The sequence below is a fragment of the Cellulomonas sp. Y8 genome (assembly GCF_008033115.1).
In the GTDB taxonomy this organism is placed as follows: Bacteria; Actinomycetota; Actinomycetes; order Actinomycetales; family Cellulomonadaceae; genus Cellulomonas.
Genome location: NZ_CP041203.1, coordinates 194,179 through 211,184 on the forward strand (window position 1 = coordinate 194,179; position 17,006 = coordinate 211,184).

Below are 17,006 nucleotides of genomic sequence, written 5' to 3' on the forward strand. Positions count from 1 at the left end.
CCGGTGCGGTCGAGCGCCTCCGCCGGGGCGGTCACCGGCCCCGGGCGCCCCCCGGTGCCGGGGTCGCGGCGCCCGCCGGGCCCTCCGCCCCGCCCCGGTGCGCCGCCAGCCGCGCGCCCCAGCGCAGCACCTCGGCCACGACCAGGTAGCCCAGCACCGCCAGCAGGCACACGCCCCACTGCTGCGGCGTGAGGTTCGTGGTGCCGAACAGCCGCTGCAGCAGCGGGATCGAGGTCACCAGCACCGTGAGCCCGAGGACCACGAGCACCAGGGTCACGAACCGCGCGTTGGCCACCGTCTCGGCGCGCAGCACGCTGCGGAACCGGTCCCGCCACTCCGCCGCGACCACCACGTGCACCAGCGACATCGCGGTCAGCCCCATCGTGGTCGCGACGAGCAGCCCGTACCGCGGCTCGGCCCACGCGACCACCAGCAGCACGGCGACCGCGACGAGCACCCCGTCGACGGCGAGCCGGGCACCGAGCGCACGCCCCAGCACCGGGGCGTCCGCGGCCCGTGGCCGCCGGCGCATCAGGTCGGACGCGGGCGCGTCGAACCCGAGGCCGATCGCGAGCACCACGTCGATCGCGAAGTTGATCCACAGGATCTGCAGCGGCGACAGCGGCACGCCCGCCGCCACCGTGAACACCCCGGCCCCGACGAACGTGAGGATGAAGCCGACCAGCACCACCATCTGGAACCGGATGTACCGCATGAGGTTGTCGTACAGCCCGCGGCCGCGCTCCACCGCGGTGACGATGGTGGCGAAGTTGTCGTCGGTGAGGATCATCTCGGCGGCGTCCTTGGTGACCTCGGTGCCGGTGATCCCCATCGCCACGCCGATGTCGGCACGGGTCAGCGCGGGCGCGTCGTTCACGCCGTCGCCGGTCATCGCGACCACCTGGCCCCGGCGCTTGAGCACGTCGACCAGCCGGACCTTGTCCTGCGGGGCGACCCGCGCGACGACACCGATGCTGTCGACCTCGGCCTCCAGCCGCTCGTCCGGCATCGCGGCGAACTCGGCCCCGGTGAGCGCCCGGCCCTCGATGCCGAGCTGCCCGGCGATCGCGGCGGCGGTGGTGACGTGGTCGCCGGTGATCATCCGGACCCGGATGCCGGCGTCCTTGCACGCCGCGATCGCGTCCCGGGCCTCCTTGCGCGGCGGGTCGACGATCCCGACCAGCGCGAGCAGCTCCAGCCCGTCCACCAGGTCGAGCAGCTCGCCCGCGAGGTCCGCCTGCCCGACGTCCTTCTGCGCCAGCGCGAGCACCCGCATGCCCTCGCCGGCCAGCGCGTCGTTCTCCGCCTCGACCCGCGCGCGCAGGTCGCCGATCGGCCGGGTGCTGCCGTCGGCGTCGCGGTAGTGCGTCGCCCGCGCCAGCAGCACGTCCGGAGCGCCCTTGACGTAGCAGCGCACCGCCGCCACCCCGTCCACCTCGACGTCGTGGAACGTCGCCATCAGCTTGTACGCCGCGTCGAACGGCACCTCGGCGACCCGCGGGTAGGCCCGCCGGGTCTCCTCGACGTCCAACCCGCCCTTGGCGGCGAGCACGACCAGCGCGCCCTCCGTCGGGTCGCCGACCAGGTCGCCGTCGCGGACCGTCGCGTCGCTCGCGAGCGCCATCGGCAGCAGGAACGGCTCCAGCCGGACCTCGGGGCCGCCGCCGGTGGCGAGGATCCGCCCGGTGGTCGCGTAGCCCTCGCCGTCGACCCCGTACCGCCGGCCCGCGAGCACCAGGCGCCGCGCCGTCATCTGGTTGAGCGTGAGCGTGCCGGTCTTGTCCGAGCAGATCGCCGACGTCGCCCCCAGGGTCTCGACCGAGCGCAGCCGCTTCACGATCGCCCCGGCGCCCGCGAGCTCCCGGGTGCCCAGCGACAGCAGCATGGTCACGACCGCGGGCAGGCCCGTGGGGATGGCGGCGACCGCCAGGCTGATCCCGACCAGGAACAGGGTGTCGAAGTCCTCGCCGCGCGCGAGGCCGAGCACGATCACGAGGACCAGGGCGACCGCGGCCATCAGCGTGATGATCACCGTCAGCCGGTTCAGCTGGCGGGTCAGCGGGGTCTCGTCGGTCTCGACCGCGCCGAGCATCCCGGAGATCCGGCCGACCTCGGTGGCCATGCCGGTCGCCGTCACCACCATCTCGCCGCGGCCGCGCGTGACCTGCGCGTTCATGTAGGCCATGTCGACGCGGTCGCCCAGCGGGACGGCGTCGCCGGTGACCGGGTCGACCGACTTCGGCACCGGGGTGCTCTCGCCGGTCAGGCCGGCCTCCTCGATCTCGAGCGACGCGGCGACGACGAGCCGGCCGTCCGCGGGCACCTTGTCCCCCGCCTCGAACCGGACCACGTCGCCCGGCACCAGCTGCTCGGCCGGCACCTGCAGCACCTGGCCGTCCCGCAGCACCCGGGCCGTCATCACCAGCATGGTGCGCAACGCCGCCACGCTCTCGGCCGCCTTGCCCTCCTGGTGCAGCCCCATGAGCGCGTTCACGACCGTCAGCGCGAGGATCACCAACCCGGTGCCGAGGTCGCGCAGGGCGACCATGCTCACCACCGCGGCACCGACCAGGACCAGCTGCATGAGGTCGGCGTACTGCCGCGCGAACGCCCGCCACCTCGGCTCGGGCTTCTCCTCCGCCAGCGCGTTCGGCCCGTGCTCCGCCAGCCGGTCGGCCGCCTGGGCCGCCGTCAGCCCGCGCGCCGGGTCGACCCCGAACGCCGCGCACGTCTCCGCCACGGTCGCGGCGTGCCACTCCCGCGCCGGCACCTGGGTCGTCGTCATGTCCCCGCCCGTCGCCGCGTGGGCGCCCGGCGGCGCCCCCTCGACCACGGTCGTCGCGGCGACGACGGGTGGGCCTCACCCGAGGCGGGTAGTCGGGGTCCGGCTCACCCCTGACGGGTGTGACGCCGCAGGTCGCGGCCCGGCACCGTGGTCGTCGGGCCGGTCACGGACGCGGTCGGCCGCGGCTCGAGCGAGAGGTGGGACCGTGAACGACTTCTGGGACTGGTTCTGGCTGATGATCTGGTGGTTCCTGTTCGTCGCCTACCTCGTGCTGCTGTGGCAGATCTGCGGCGACCTGTTCCGCGACCGCGACCTGAGCGGCTGGTGGAAAGCGCTCTGGATCGTCGCGCTGGTCGTGGTGCCGTGGCTGTCCATGCTCGTCTACGTCATCGCACGCGGGCGGGGCATGGCCGAGCGGCACGCGGCGGCGATCGCGAGCGCGCGCCGGGAGACGGACGCGTACATCCGCCAGACGGCCGGCAGGTCGCCGGCCGACGAGATCGCGGACGCCAAGGCCCTGCTGGACCAGGGCGTCATCGACACCGAGGAGTTCGGCCGCCTGAAGGCGCGTGCCCTCACGGCGTGACTCCTGACCCGCGGCGGGCCCTCAGTGCTCGGGCTCGTCGCGGGTCGGTGCCTCGCCGTCGTGGTCGTCGGGCAGCGGGTCCGGGTCGACGTCGAGCGTCGGCACGTCGGGCTGCTGCGGGTCGAAGCTGTCGGGGATGTCCTCGCTCATGCGACCACGCTGCCACCGCACCGCGCGGGGCGCACGGCGTCAGCGCAGCAGGCCCGCCAGGACGCGCTCGGCGTCCGAGCCGGCCGGGACCGGCAGGTCCAGGGCCGCGTCGCCGGACCGCAGGGTCACGACCACGACGCCCGCGTAGACCGGGTGCGGCACGGCGCGCACGTCGGTGAGCCGCTCGAGCGGCAGCACCACCCGGGACTCGGAGTGCACCGGCGTGCGGCCGCGCGCGAGCCACGTGCGCCGGCCGAACACCTGCAGCTCGCGGCCGTCCGACGCGACGACGGCCGCCTGCACCGTCATCGGGTGCAGCAGGTGCACGGCCCGGGACACCCCGCCGCGCAGCGGCACCACGGTCCGCCGCGGGTGCGCCGCGAGCGCGCGCAGCCCCGGCTCGCGGTCCGCGACCTCGCGGTAGGCCGACACCAGGCCGATCTCCTTCTCCCCGAGTGCCCGGCGGTCGAGCCGCCCGAGCCCCGGAGCCCCCGCCGTGGGGTCGCGCGGGGCCGGGTCGCCGGACGTCGGCACGGGCCAGGCGAGCGTGCGCAGCGTGTCGACGAACCCCTCGACCACGTCGGCCGACGAGCCGCTGAACCGCACCGCGACCGACGGACCGGCGAGCGCGTGCACCGTCAGCCGCCCGTCCAGCAGGTCGACGCTCGTCCCGACGGCGGCGACCTGGTCGTACGGCACCTCGACCACGTCGTACCCGCGGCCGCCCGCGGTCCGGGCCGCGCCGCGGCCGCGCGACGCGGGGTCGCCGCCGGTCCGCCGGCTCAGCGCGGTGAACCGGTCGGGGCCGAGCACCAGCAGGTGGTCGTAGAGGTCCATGTCGGGGGTGGCGTCGCGGCGGGCGATGTCGCGGGGCACCTTGAGCACCAGCCGGCTCCCCGCCAGGTCCACCGGGTGGTCCCGGTACAGCGGCGGGACCTCCTCCGCCGTGCGCACCGGGTCCACCCAGGGCCCGAACGCGTCGTACTCCGGGGTGCTCGGGGCGTCGCCCCCGCCCTGGCCCTGCCGCCGCACCGTCGCCGCGTTCATCGTCCGCCTCCCTTGCGTCCGGGCTGCTCGCCCAGCCACCAGCATCCTCCTCCGCGGCCCCGACTGCCGCCGAGACGGCACCTCTCGGCTGTGCGCGGCGCCCTTCTCGCAGCCGAGAGGTGCCGTCTCGGCAGACCCGGGGGCTTCCGCGCCGCACCCGAGCCGCGCCATCATGCGGCCAGGGAGCCCTGCTCCCCTGGTGCCACCGTGCGAGACCGCGACCCACGTCCCGCAGACCTCCCGAGGCTGCGCTCACCGTCCGTCCCACCACCCCACCACCCTGGGAGCACCTCATGACCGCACCGCTGCCCGCCGGCGCCCCGGACACGATCGTCCTGGTGCACGGCCTCTGGATGACCCCGCGCTCGTGGGAGCACTGGGTCCCGTACTACGAGGCGAAGGGCTACCGGGTGCTCGCGCCCGCGTACCCGGGCTTCGAGGTCGAGGTCGAGGCCCTGCGCGCGGACCCGTCCGTGATCGCCGCGCTGACCGTGCCCGACACCGTCGACCACCTCGCCGGGATCATCGAGGGCCTCGACGCGCCGCCCATCATCATCGGGCACTCGTTCGGCGGGACCCTGACCCAGCTGCTGCTCGCCCGCGGGCTCGGCACCGCCGGGGTCGTCATCGACTCGGCGCCCACCGAGAACGTGTACGTGACGCCACCGTCCCAGCTGCGGGCGCTGCTGCCGACGTTCACCCACCCGTCGACCCGGCACGAGGCCGTGTCGTTCACGCCCGAGCAGTTCCACTACGCGTTCGCCAACACGCTGAGCCGCGAGGACTCCGACGCCGCCTGGGAGCGGTACGCCATCGGGGCGCCGGGGTCCTGGCTGTGGGCGTACGGGCTGATCGCCAACTTCAAGCCGGGCCACCAGGAGACCTGGGTCGACTACGACGCCGACCGCGCGCCGCTGCTGTTCCTCGCCGGCGGGGAGGACCACATCATGCCGCCGTCGGTGAACCGGGGGAACGCGAAGAAGTACGGCAAGTCCCCCGCGGTCACCGAGTACGTCGAGATCCCGGGCCGGTCGCACTGGACTTGCGCCGAGCCGGGCTGGGAGGCCGTCGCGGACCGGGCGCTGGAGTGGGCGGTCGCCCACGCGGTCCGGCCGGCCGTCGAGGCGGGCTGACGACGCCGACCCGCGGCGCGCCCGGCGCCGGCGCCCGACCGCCTCAGCGCTCGAGCACCCACCCCGGCCGCCGCGGGTCGTCCACCCGGACGACGACGTCCGCGGCGCGCTCCGGGTCCGCCTCGGCGCGGTACCGCTCCTCGGCGGGCAGCCGCCACGCGTCGGCGGGCGGCGTGCGCCGCGCGAGGGTGTCGGGCCGTACCGCGAGGTGCACGGTCAGGTCCGCGGGCAGCCACCGTCCGAGCAGCAGCCCTCCGTCCAGCAGCAGCACCGTGCCGGGCGCGGTCGGCACCCGCGTCGCGCGGGCCGACCGTTCGCGAGCCGCGTCCCACAGCGCCGGCAGGTAGGTGCCGTCCCCGCCCGGGCCGAGCGGGTCCAGCACCTCGCGGATCAGCGCGCCGGAGTCCAGGGCGTCGTCGAGCAGGGCGTCCGGGTCCTGCCGGCCGTGCTCGAACCGCACCCCCGCCGGGCGCAGGAAGTCCCCCGCGCTCACCCGCACCGCTGCGTGCCCGCGGGCGCGCAGCGGCTCGACGAGCGCGTCCGCCAGAGCGTCCGGGGCCGTCGGCGGCGCCCCGTCGAGCAGCACCCGCCAGCGCCGGCCCGGGCCGTCCGCCGCGCGCGCCGCGGCCAGCCCGTCGACCACCCGCTCCACGAGCCGCTCGACCAGGACCTCGGGGCTGACGGGCTCGACGCGCACCGGGACAGTCTGCCGCGCGCGCCGAGGTGGGGCCCGGTCAGCTGCCGGAGCGCACCACGCCCTTGATGAACGCCGCCTGCCCCGCGTGCTCCAGCACGTCGCCGAGGACGCTCACGAGCCGCACGCCGACCGTGACCGGCGGGTCCCAGCGCTCGTCGACCACGCGGCCCAGGTCCTCCTCGGACAGCCTGCCGAGGTAGGCGTCGGTCGCGGCGCGGGTCGCGTCGGCGTAGGCACGCAGCAGCCCGCCCTCGACGCGGACCTGCGCCACCTCGTCCGGGCCCTGGCCGTAGCCGGTCGCGTCCGTGTCGAACGGCAGGCCGAACTGCTCGGCGAACCCGTCGGCCGTCCACACCTGCTCCGTGCCGGCGACGTCGGCCACCTGCGCGTCCTCGACCCGCGCCAGGTGCCACACCAGCCAGGCGATCGTGTTCGCCTCCGGCCCGAGCCGGGCGGTCAGCTCGTCCTCCCCCAGCCCGTCGAGCACCCCGTGCACCAGGTCGCCGATCCGGCCGAACCCGTCCTGCAGCACCGCCACGCCGTCCACACGCACTCCCCTCGCCGGCCGCCGCGCGGGCGGCCCTCGTCGCCGGTCCTCACGACCGTATGCCGAGGTGGTGACACGTGCGCGCGGGGCGGCCCGGCCTCAGTCCCCGGCGGCCTCCGCGCGGTCCCGCACGCCGCGCAGCATCCGCTCGGTCATGAGCAGGCTCACCCAGGAGACGCCCTCGACCATCCAGCGCGCCCACGGCTCCCGGTACCCGTACCGCTCGCGCACGACCAGGCGGCAGCTGCCCTGCATCGGACCCGGCCGCAGCACGAACGCCCACGCGAAGTCGAACGGCGGCACGTCCTCGTCCGGGAGCGACGGTCCCGCCCCGTGCAGCACGAGGGCGTGCGGCGCGTCGAGCACCGCGACCGCCAGGCCGACCTGGGGGGCGAGGCGCACCTCGTCGCCGACCGCGAGCTCCTGCCAGCGCGGCTCGATCCGGTCGGCGCTGGTGATGCCGAGGCCGACCAGTCCCTCCAGCGCGTCGTAGCTGTAGAAGCCGCCGCGTCCCTGGCCCAGCTGCACCAGCCAGGGCCACACCCGCTCGGCCGGGGCGTGGACGGTGATCGCCCGGGTCGCGACCAGGTCCGCGTCCGGGACCAGGTCGTCGCCGGGCAGCCCCACCGAGCGCTCCACCTGGGACGCGCCCCAGTGCAGCGCCCGCCCGCGGGCGAGGGAGTAGCCGACGGCCGCCGTGGCCGCGATCGCGAGCGCGCGCACGGCGCGGTGGGAGGTCATGCGCTCCACGCAACACCGTCCCGGACCCGAACACCAGGGCCGTCGGTCCCACCCCGGCACGCGCGAGGGGCCCCGCGGCGCGCGTGCGCTGCGGGGCCCCTCACGCGTGAGCGGGACGGCTCAGGCCACGCGGCCCGAGGCGTCGTCGCCGATCTTGTGCACGATGATCGAGTTCGTCGACCCGACGACGCCGACCGGCGTGCCGGCCACGACGACGACGTAGTCGCCCACCTCGGCGAGGCCCTGCGCGCGCAGGGTGGACTCGACCTGCTGGACCATCGCGTCGGTGTGCTCGACCTGCGGCACCTCGTACGTCTGCGTGCCCCAGCTGAGCGACAGGGTGTTGCGGACCGAGGTCTGCGGGGTGAACGCCAGCAGCGGGATGGACGAGCGCAGGCGGGACATGCGGCGCGCGGAGTCGCCGGACTGCGTGAAGGTCACGAGGTACTTCACACCGAGGGTCTCGCCGATCTCGGCCGCCGCGCGGGTGATCGCGCCACCGCGGGTGTGCGGGGTCGAGCCGAGCGGGGCGATGCGCTCCCGGCCGAGCTCCTCGGTCGCCTCGATGATCCGCGCCATGGTGCGCACGGTCTCGATCGGGTACTCGCCCACGGAGGTCTCGCCGGACAGCATGACCGCGTCGGCGCCGTCGAGCACCGCGTTGGCGCAGTCGGAGGTCTCGGCGCGGGTCGGGCGCGGGTTGTTGGTCATCGACTCGAGCACCTGGGTGGCGACGATGACCGGCTTGGCGTTGCGGCGGGCGAGCTCGACGGCGCGCTTCTGCACCAGCGGCACCTGCTCCAGCGGGAGCTCGACGCCGAGGTCGCCGCGGGCGACCATGATGCCGTCGAACGCGTCGACGATCTCGGCCAGGGCCTCGACGGCCTGCGGCTTCTCGACCTTGGCGATGACCGGGACGACCCGGCCCTCCTCCTCCATGATCCGGCGGACGTCGTCGTAGTCGGCGGCGTTGCGGACGAAGGACAGGGCGATGATGTCGGCGCCGACGCGGAGGGCCCAGCGCAGGTCCTCCTCGTCCTTCTCGCTCATCGCGGGCACGGACACGGCCACGCCGGGCAGGTTGATGCCCTTGTTGTTGGAGACCGGGCCGGCCACCTCGACGCGGGTGACGACGCGCGGGCCCTCGACGGCGGTGACGCGCACGAGGACGCGGCCGTCGTCGATCAGCAGCGGGTCGCCCACGCGGGCGTCGCCGGCCAGGCCCTTGTGGGTGGTGGAGACGAGCTCCTTGGTGCCCGGCACGTCCTCGGTGGTGATGGTGAAGGTGTCACCCTCGTTGAGGTAGTGCTTGCCCTCGACGAACCGGCCGAGGCGGATCTTCGGGCCCTGGAGGTCGACCAGGACGGCCACGGAGCGGCCGGAGGCCTTCGCGGCGGCGCGCACGTTGTTGTACACGCGCTCGTGCACCTCGGTGTCGCCGTGGCTGCGGTTCAGCCGCGCCACGTCCATCCCGGCGTCGACAAGGGCCTGGATCTGCTCGGCGGACTCCGTGGCGGGGCCGATGGTGCAGACGATCTTCGCTCTACGCATGGGGGAAAGCCTAGGCCTTTCGTGACAGACGGTTCGGACCGAACGTCCTGGTGGGCCGGGCCCGCCGGACGTGCGCGGTTGATGGTCTACGGACGCATCGCCACGGTGCTCGCGGTGACCGGAGCAGGCAGGGCGGTGCTGCCAGACAGGTCAGAGTCTACGGCCGCCGCGGCGGCCCGACCCTCCGCCACGGCCCAGACCACGAGCGACTGCCCCCGGCCTGCGTCCCCCGCCACGTAGACACCCGGGACCTCGGTCCCGAAGTTCGCGTGACGTTCGACCGTTCGTCGCCCGCCGATCACCAGCCCGAGCTGCGTCAGGAGGGGCGAGGGCTCCGGTCCCGTGAACCCCAGGGCCAGCAGCACGAGCTGCGCCGGCAGCTCGCGGTCGGTGCCCGGCACCGGCTCCGGCCGGCCGTCCACCACCCGGACGTCGCGCACCCGCAGCGCCCGGACCCGGCCGTCGGCGTCGCCCAGCACCTCCTCGGTGGTGACCGCGTACGCGCGCTCGCCGCCCTCCTCGTGGGCCGAGGAGACGCGCAGCAGCAGCGGCCACACCGGCCACGGGTCCGCGTCCCGGCGGGCGGACGGCGGCTCCGGCATGATCTCCAGCTGCGTGACCGACCGCGCGCCCTGCCGCAGGGCCGTCCCGAGGCAGTCCGCCCCGGTGTCCCCGCCGCCGATCACGACGACGTCCAGCCCGGTCGCGAGCGGCTGGCCCGGCACCGGGTCCCCTCCGGCCGCCGCGGCCCGGTTCGCGGGCACCAGGTAGTCCATCGCCGGCAGCACGCCCGCGAGCTCCCGGCCCGGGACGGGCAGGTCGCGCGGCACGGTCGATCCGACGCACACCAGCACGGCGTCGAACCGCGCCCGCAGCTCCTCCCCCGTGACGTCCACGCCGACGTCGACCCCGCAGCGGAACCGGGTGCCCTCCGCCCGCATCTGGTCCAGCCGGCGGTCCAGGACGCGCTTCTCCAGCTTGTACTCGGGGATGCCGTACCGCAGCAGACCGCCGGGCGCGTCGGCGCGCTCGTAGACGACGACGGTGTGCCCGGCCCGGGTCAGCTGCTGCGCGGCCGCGAGCCCCGCCGGGCCGGACCCGATCACGGCCACGGTCTGCCCGGTGAGCCGCTGCGGCACCTGCGGCGCGACGAGCCCGCGGTCGAACGCCTCCTCCGCCACCGCGAGCTCCACCTCGCGGATCGTCACCGCCTCGTCGTGCAGGCCGAGGACGCAGGACGCCTCGCACAGCGCCGGGCAGACCCGGCCGGTGATCTCCGGGAACGAGTGCGTCGCGTGCAGCCGCTCGGCGGCGTCGGCCCACTGGCCGCGCCACGCCAGGTCGTTCCACTCGGGCGCGAGCGCCCCGAGCGGGCACGCGTGGTGGCAGAACGGCACGCCGCAGTCCATGCACCGGGACGCCTGCCGCTGGACGCGGGCCACGTCCTCGGCGTGCCCGGCGCGGTGGCCGTGCACCTCCCGCCAGTCCAGGAGCCGCACCGGCACGGGGCGGTTCGGCGGGGTCTCGCGCGCGCGGTGGGTGAGGAAGCCCTTGGGGTCGGCCATGCCCGGTGACGCTAGGCGCCACGGCCGACGACCGGGTGGGCCGGACGTCCCGCACGCACGACGCCCGCCGGCCCTGGGTGCGGGGCGGGCGGGCGTCGTGGCGGACCGGCGTGGCGCGGGCTCAGGCCCGGAGCGCCACCGTCCCCGCCGTGACCGGCGCGGGCAGCTCGGTGCTGCCGCCCAGGTAGGTGTCCACCGCGGCGGCCGCGGCGCGGCCCTCGGCGATCGCCCACACGATGAGCGACTGGCCGCGGCCCGCGTCGCCGGCGACGAACACGCCGGGGACCTTGGTGGCGAAGTCGTCCGACCGCGCCACGGTGCCGCGGGCCGTGAGGTCGACGCCGGCCTGGCCGACGAGCTCCTCGGTCTCCGGGCCGGTGAAGCCCATCGCGATGAGGATCAGGTCCGCCGGGATGTCCCGCTCGGTGCCGGCCGTCGGGACGCGGCGGCCGTCGGGCAGGTACTCGGTCGTCGCGAGCCGCAGGTGGGTCACGCGGCCCTCGTCGTCGCCCAGGAACGCGACGGTCGACGCGAGGTAGTCGCGCTGGCCGCCCTCCTCGTGCGAGGACGACACCTCGAACAGCACCGGGTCGGTCGGCCACGGCGCGTTCGCCGGGCGCTCGGTCGGCGGCTGCTTGCCGATGGCGAGCGTCGTGACGGACGCGGCGCCCTGGCGCAGCGCGGTGCCGACGCAGTCCGAGCCGGTGTCGCCGCCGCCGATGACCACGACGTGCTTGCCCGCCGCGTCGATGGCGTCCGGGACGTCCTGGCCCGCGACGAGCTTGTTCGACCGGGACAGGTACTCCATCGCGGGGTGGATGCCGGCCAGGTCGCGGCCGGGCAGCGGCAGCTCGCGCGGCACGGTCGAGCCGGTGGCGACCACGACGGCGTCGTACCGGGACCGCAGCTGCGCCCAGGTGATGTCCCGGCCGATCGCGACGTTCGGGCGGAACCGGGTGCCCTCGGCGGCCATCTGCTCGAGCCGGCGGTCGATGTGCCGCTTCTCCAGCTTGAAGTCCGGCACGCCGTACCGGAGCAGGCCGCCGATCGCGTCGTCCCGCTCGTACACCGCGACGGTGTGCCCGGCGCGCGTCAGCTGCTGGGCGGCGGCGAGCCCGGCGGGGCCCGAGCCGACCACGGCGACGGTGTGCCCGGACAGGCGCTGCGGCACCTGCGGGTGCACCAGGCCCCGGTCGAAGGCCTCGTCGATGATCGAGACCTCGATGTTCTTGATCGTCACCGCGGGCTGGTTGATGCCCAGCACGCAGGCCGACTCGCACGGGGCCGGGCAGATCCGGCCCGTGAACTCCGGGAAGTTGTTCGTGGCGTGCAGGCGCTCGATCGCGTCGGCCCACTGGCCGCGCCACACCAGGTCGTTCCACTCGGGGATGAGGTTCCCCAGCGGGCAGCCGTTGTGGCAGAACGGGACGCCGCAGTCCATGCAGCGGCCCGACTGCTGGTGCAGCAGGGTCGCCGACTGCGGGTCGTCCTGGGCGCTGCGGTGCTCGTGCACCTCGCGCCAGTCCATGAGCCGCAGTGGCACCGGACGGTTGGCGGGCAGCTCGCGCTCCCGCACCTTCATGAAGCCGCGGGGGTCAGCCACGAGCCACCTCCAGGATGCCCTCCCACACGCCGGGCGCGCTCGGGTCGAGGCCGTCGGCCTCGGCCTTCGCCAGCGCCGCGCGGACGCGGGAGTACTCGGTCGGCCGCACCCGGGTGAACCGGGCGCGGGTCGCCGCGGGGTCGGCGAGGAGCTCGGCCGCGACGCGCGACCCGGTCTCCTCCGCCTGCCGCCGCAGCAGGTCGGTCACCAGCGCCGCGTCCTCGTCGTCGAGCGGGTCCAGACCCAGCTCGCCGGCCGCGACGGCCTGGACGTTGACGCGCTCGGGCTTGAGGTCGAGCACGTAGGCCGTGCCGCCCGACATGCCGGCGGCGAAGTTGCGGCCGGTCCGGCCGAGCACCAGGACGGTGCCGCCGGTCATGTACTCGCAGCCGTGGTCGCCCACGCCCTCGACGACCAGCGTCGCGCCGGAGTTCCGGACGCCGAACCGCTCGCCGACGACGCCGCGCAGGAACATCTCGCCCGACGTGGCGCCGTAGCCGATGACGTTGCCGGCGATGACGTTGTGCTCGCCGCTCAGCACCGCGTTGCGGTCGGGCCGCACGACGATCCGGCCGCCGGACAGGCCCTTGCCGACGTAGTCGTTGGCGTCGCCCTCGAGGCGCAGCGTGATGCCGCGCGGGACGAACGCGCCGAACGACTGCCCGGCCGACCCGGTGAGCGCGACCTCGATCGTGCCGTCCGGGAGGCCCGCGCCGCCGTACCGGCGGGTGACCTCGTGGCCGAGCATCGTGCCGACGGTGCGGTTGACGTTGCGCACCGGCAGCTCGATGCGGACCGGGCGCGCGTCCTCCAGGGCGTCCGCCGCCATCGCGATGAACTGGTTGTCCAGCGCGCGGTCGAGGCCGTGGTCCTGGTCCTGCACGTGGTGCAGGGCGGAGCCGGGCAGCGGCTCGGGGACGGCGAGCACCGGCGTCAGGTCGAGGCCCTGCGCCTTCCAGTGCTCGACGGCCTTGCGGGAGTCCAGCAGCTCCACGTGGCCGACGGCCTCCTCGATGCTGCGGAAGCCGAGCTCCGCGAGCAGCTCGCGGACCTCCTGCGCGATGAACTCGAAGAACGTCACCACGAACTCCGGCTTCCCGGTGAACCGGGACCGCAGGTCGGGGTTCTGCGTCGCGACGCCCACGGGGCAGGTGTCGAGGTGGCAGACGCGCATCATGATGCAGCCCGACACGACCAGCGGCGCCGTCGCGAAGCCGAACTCCTCGGCGCCGAGCAGCGCGCCGATGATGACGTCGCGGCCCGTCTTGAGCTGGCCGTCGACCTGGACCACGACGCGGTCGCGCAGGTCGTTGAGCACGAGCGTCTGCTGGGTCTCGGCCAGGCCGATCTCCCACGGGGTGCCCGCGTGCTTGAGGCTGGTCAGCGGCGAGGCGCCGGTGCCGCCGTCGTGGCCCGAGATGAGCACGACGTCGGAGTGCGCCTTGGCCACGCCCGCCGCCACGGTGCCCACGCCGAACTCGCTGACGAGCTTGGTGTGGATCCGCGCCCGCGGGTTCGCGTTCTTGGCGTCGTGGATCAGCTGCGCCAGGTCCTCGATCGAGTAGATGTCGTGGTGCGGCGGCGGCGAGATCAGGCCGACGCCCGGCGTCGAGTGCCGGGTCTTCGCGACCCACGGGTACACCTTGGGGCCGGGCAGCTGGCCGCCCTCGCCCGGCTTGGCGCCCTGGGCGAGCTTGATCTGGATGTCGTCCGCGAACGTCAGGTACTCCGACGTCACGCCGAACCGGCCGGACGCGATCTGCTTGATCGCCGAGCGCCGCTCCGGGTCGTGCAGCCGGTCCGGGTCCTCGCCGCCCTCGCCGGTGTTCGACTTGGCGCCGAGCCGGTTCATGGCGATCGCGAGCGTCTCGTGCGCCTCCGCCGAGATCGACCCGTAGGACATCGCCCCGGTGCTGAACCGCTTGACGATCTCGCTCACCGGCTCGACCTCGTCGACCGGCACGGGGGTCCGCTCGCCGGTCCTGAGCTCCAGCAGACCGCGCAGCGTCATCAGGCGGGACGACTGCTCGTTCACCCGGTGCGTGTAGTCGCGGAACACGTCCATCTGCCGCGTGCGGGTGGAGTGCTGCAGCCGGAACACGGTCTCCGGGTCGAACAGGTGCTCCTCGCCGTCCCGGCGCCACTGGTACTCGCCGCCGGTCGCCAGGCGGCGGTGCGCCAGGCGGTTGCCGTTGGCCGGGTACGCGTCGTTGTGCCGCGCCGCGACCTCGGCCGCGATGACGTCCAGGCCGATGCCGCCGAGCCGGCTGGTCGTGCCGGTGAAGTACCGGTCCACGAGCGGCTGGGACAGGCCGATGGCCTCGAACACCTGGGCGCCGCGGTAGGACGCGATGGTCGAGATGCCCATCTTGGACATGACCTTCAGGACGCCCTTGCCGAGCGCCTTGATGAGGTTCTTGACGGCCTGCTCCGGCGCGACGCCCGCGAGGTAGCCGTTGGCGGCCAGGTCCTCGACGGTCTCCATCGCCAGGTACGGGTTGACGGCTGCTGCGCCGTAGCCGATGAGCAGCGCGACGTGGTGCACCTCGCGCACGTCGCCGGCCTCGACGACCAGCGACACCTGGGTGCGGGTGTGCCGGCGCAGCAGGTGGTGGTGCACGGCCGAGAGCAGCAGCAGCGACGGGATCGGCGCACGGTCCGCGTCGGAGTCGCGGTCGGACAGCACGAGGAAGCTCACGCCGTCGGCGATCGCCTGGTCGCACTCGGCGAAGATCTCCTCGAGCCGCTGCTCGAGGGCCTCGCCGCCGCCCGCCGCGCGGTACAGGCCGCGGACGATCGTCGACCGGAACACGCCCACCATCGCGGGGTCCTTGTCGATCTTGACGATCTTGGCCAGGCCGTCGTTGTCGAGCACCGGGAACGGCAGCACGAGCTTGCGCGCGTGCAGCGGGGTGTCGTCCAGCAGGTTCGGCTCGGGGCCGATCGCGCCGCCGATGGACGTGACCAGCTCCTCGCGGATCGCGTCCAGCGGCGGGTTGGTCACCTGCGCGAACATCTGCGTGAAGTAGTCGAACAGCAGCCGCGGGCGCTGGGACAGCACGGCGACCGGCGTGTCCGAACCCATCGCGCCCAGCGGCTCCGCGCCGGAGGCACCCATGGGCGTCAGGAGGATCTTCAGCTCCTCCTCGGTGTACCCGAAGGTCCGCTGCCGGCGGCGCACCGAGGCCGAGGAGTGCGCGATGTGCTCGCGCTCGGGCAGCTGCTCCAGGTAGACCGAGTTCTCCCGGACCCACTCGGCGTACGGCCGCTGCGCGGCGAGCTGCGCCTTGATCTCGTCGTCCTCGACGATCCGGCCCTGGTTCGTGTCGACCAGGAACATCTTGCCGGGCTCGAGGCGGCCCTTGCGGACGACCGTCGCCGGGTCGAGGTCGAGCACGCCCGCCTCGGAGCCCATGACGACGAGGCCGTCCTCCGTGACCCAGAACCGGCCGGGGCGCAGGCCGTTGCGGTCCTGCACCGAGCCGATGAGCGTGCCGTCGGTGAACGTCATCGCCGCCGGGCCGTCCCACGGCTCCATCAGCGACGCGTGGTACTCGTAGAACGCCCGCCGCGCGGGGTCCATCTGCGCGTGGTTCTCCCAGGCCTCCGGGATCATCATCATGATCGCGTGCGGCAGGGTGCGGCCGCCGAGGTGCAGCAGCTCCAGCACCTCGTCGAACGAGCCCGAGTCCGAGCCGCCCGGCGTGCACACCGGCAGCAGCGGGGCCAGGTCGCCCAGCAGGTCCGACTGCAGCGTGCCCTCGCGCGCCGCCACCCAGTTCCGGTTGCCGCGCACCGTGTTGATCTCGCCGTTGTGGGCGATCATCCGGAACGGCTGCGCGAGCGGCCAGGACGGGAACGTGTTCGTGGAGAACCGCGAGTGCACCAGCGCGATCTCGGAGGCGTACCGCGGGTCCGACAGGTCCGCGAAGAACGGCTCCAGCTGGCCGGTGGTGAGCATGCCCTTGTAGGACAGCGTGCGGGCGGACAGCGAGGCGAAGTAGACGCCCAGCTCGCGCTCGGCGCGCTTGCGCAGCCGGAACGCCAGGCGGTCCAGCTCGATGCCGGCGAGCTCGCGCGACGGGTCCGCCACCACGAGCTGGCGGAACACCGGCATGGACGAGCGCGCGGTCGGGCCGACCAGGTCGGCCGTCACCTGCACGTCGCGCCACGCCAGCACGTCGAGCTTCTCCTCGGCCGCGATCGCCTCGACGGCGCGCACCGCGACGGCGCGCTCCTCGTCGTCCTGCGGCAGGAACGCCATGCCGATCGCGTACCGGCCGGCCGGGGGCAGCTCGGCGTCGACGACGTCCCGCAGGAACGCGTCCGGGATCTGCGTCAGGATGCCGGCCCCGTCGCCGCTGTTCTCCTCCGCACCGACCGCGCCGCGGTGGTCGAGGTTGAGCAGGGCGGTCAGACCGGCGTCGACGATGTCGCGGCCGGGGGTACCCCGCAGCGTCGCGACGAACGCGAAACCGCAGGCGTCGTGCTCGGCAGCCGGGTCGTACAGACCCTGCTGCTGCACGGGAGAAGCACCGGGACGCACAGGCGACGCGGGCATCAGCACCGTCCTCACGGACCCGGGGAGCGGGCCCAGGTAG

At 74.6% G+C, this 17,006-nt stretch carries 12 protein-coding genes; 2 read left to right on the forward strand and 10 right to left on the reverse strand.

Annotated features, from left to right (window positions below):
- Positions 1-31: 31 nt before the first annotated feature.
- On the reverse strand, positions 32-2,785 hold the full coding sequence (locus FKM96_RS00925) for an HAD-IC family P-type ATPase (protein ID WP_147793668.1): 2,754 nt from the start codon (positions 2,783-2,785) through the stop codon (positions 32-34).
- A 205-nt stretch (positions 2,786-2,990) separates the two neighbouring features.
- Here FKM96_RS00925 and FKM96_RS00930 point away from each other — a divergent pair, with 205 nt between their 5' ends.
- Positions 2,991-3,371: an SHOCT domain-containing protein gene (locus FKM96_RS00930; protein ID WP_246855119.1), complete on the forward strand. Its 381-nt coding sequence runs from the start codon at positions 2,991-2,993 to the stop codon at positions 3,369-3,371.
- A 21-nt stretch (positions 3,372-3,392) separates the two neighbouring features.
- Here the strand turns inward: FKM96_RS00930 and FKM96_RS00935 are convergent, their stop codons facing one another.
- Positions 3,393-3,521, reverse strand: coding sequence for a chromosome partitioning protein (locus FKM96_RS00935; RefSeq protein WP_147793669.1), 129 nt, complete (start codon positions 3,519-3,521; stop codon positions 3,393-3,395).
- A gap of 39 nt (positions 3,522-3,560) precedes the next feature.
- Positions 3,561-4,568: a hypothetical protein gene (locus FKM96_RS00940; RefSeq protein WP_147793670.1), complete on the reverse strand. Its 1,008-nt coding sequence runs from the start codon at positions 4,566-4,568 to the stop codon at positions 3,561-3,563.
- Positions 4,569-4,861: 293 nt separating this feature from the next.
- Between FKM96_RS00940 and FKM96_RS00945 the strand changes: the two genes are divergently transcribed.
- On the forward strand, positions 4,862-5,701 hold the full coding sequence (locus tag FKM96_RS00945; RefSeq protein ID WP_147793671.1) for an alpha/beta hydrolase: 840 nt from the start codon (positions 4,862-4,864) through the stop codon (positions 5,699-5,701).
- 43 nt (positions 5,702-5,744) lie between these two features.
- Here FKM96_RS00945 and FKM96_RS00950 read toward each other — a convergent pair whose 3' ends face one another.
- From FKM96_RS00950 to gltB, 7 genes are all read right to left on the reverse strand, one after another.
- Positions 5,745-6,398 (reverse strand): uridine kinase, encoded by a 654-nt coding sequence (locus tag FKM96_RS00950; protein WP_147793672.1) that lies wholly within the window; start codon positions 6,396-6,398, stop codon positions 5,745-5,747.
- Between the two features lie 37 nt (positions 6,399-6,435).
- The gene (locus FKM96_RS00955; RefSeq protein WP_210417337.1) at positions 6,436-6,945 is read right to left on the reverse strand and encodes a DUF664 domain-containing protein; all 510 of its coding nucleotides are present in this window, start codon (positions 6,943-6,945) and stop codon (positions 6,436-6,438) included.
- Positions 6,946-7,044: 99 nt separating this feature from the next.
- Positions 7,045-7,686, reverse strand: coding sequence for an SRPBCC family protein (locus FKM96_RS00960; protein ID WP_147793673.1), 642 nt, complete (start codon positions 7,684-7,686; stop codon positions 7,045-7,047).
- Between the two features lie 120 nt (positions 7,687-7,806).
- Entirely contained in the window at positions 7,807-9,237 is a 1,431-nt protein-coding gene (pyk, locus tag FKM96_RS00965) for a pyruvate kinase (protein ID WP_147793674.1), read from the reverse strand.
- 86 nt (positions 9,238-9,323) lie between these two features.
- Positions 9,324-10,802 carry a glutamate synthase subunit beta gene (locus tag FKM96_RS00970; protein ID WP_147793675.1) on the reverse strand — a complete coding sequence of 493 codons (1,479 nt, stop codon included), beginning with the start codon at positions 10,800-10,802 and terminating at the stop codon, positions 9,324-9,326.
- A gap of 121 nt (positions 10,803-10,923) precedes the next feature.
- On the reverse strand, positions 10,924-12,405 hold the full coding sequence (locus FKM96_RS00975; protein ID WP_147793676.1) for a glutamate synthase subunit beta: 1,482 nt from the start codon (positions 12,403-12,405) through the stop codon (positions 10,924-10,926).
- A complete protein-coding gene (gene gltB / locus FKM96_RS00980; protein ID WP_147796827.1) occupies positions 12,398-16,966 on the reverse strand; it encodes a glutamate synthase large subunit in 4,569 nt (1,522 codons plus the stop codon). Before gltB ends, FKM96_RS00975 begins: the two co-directional genes overlap by 8 nt.
- Positions 16,967-17,006: the final 40 nt, after the last annotated feature.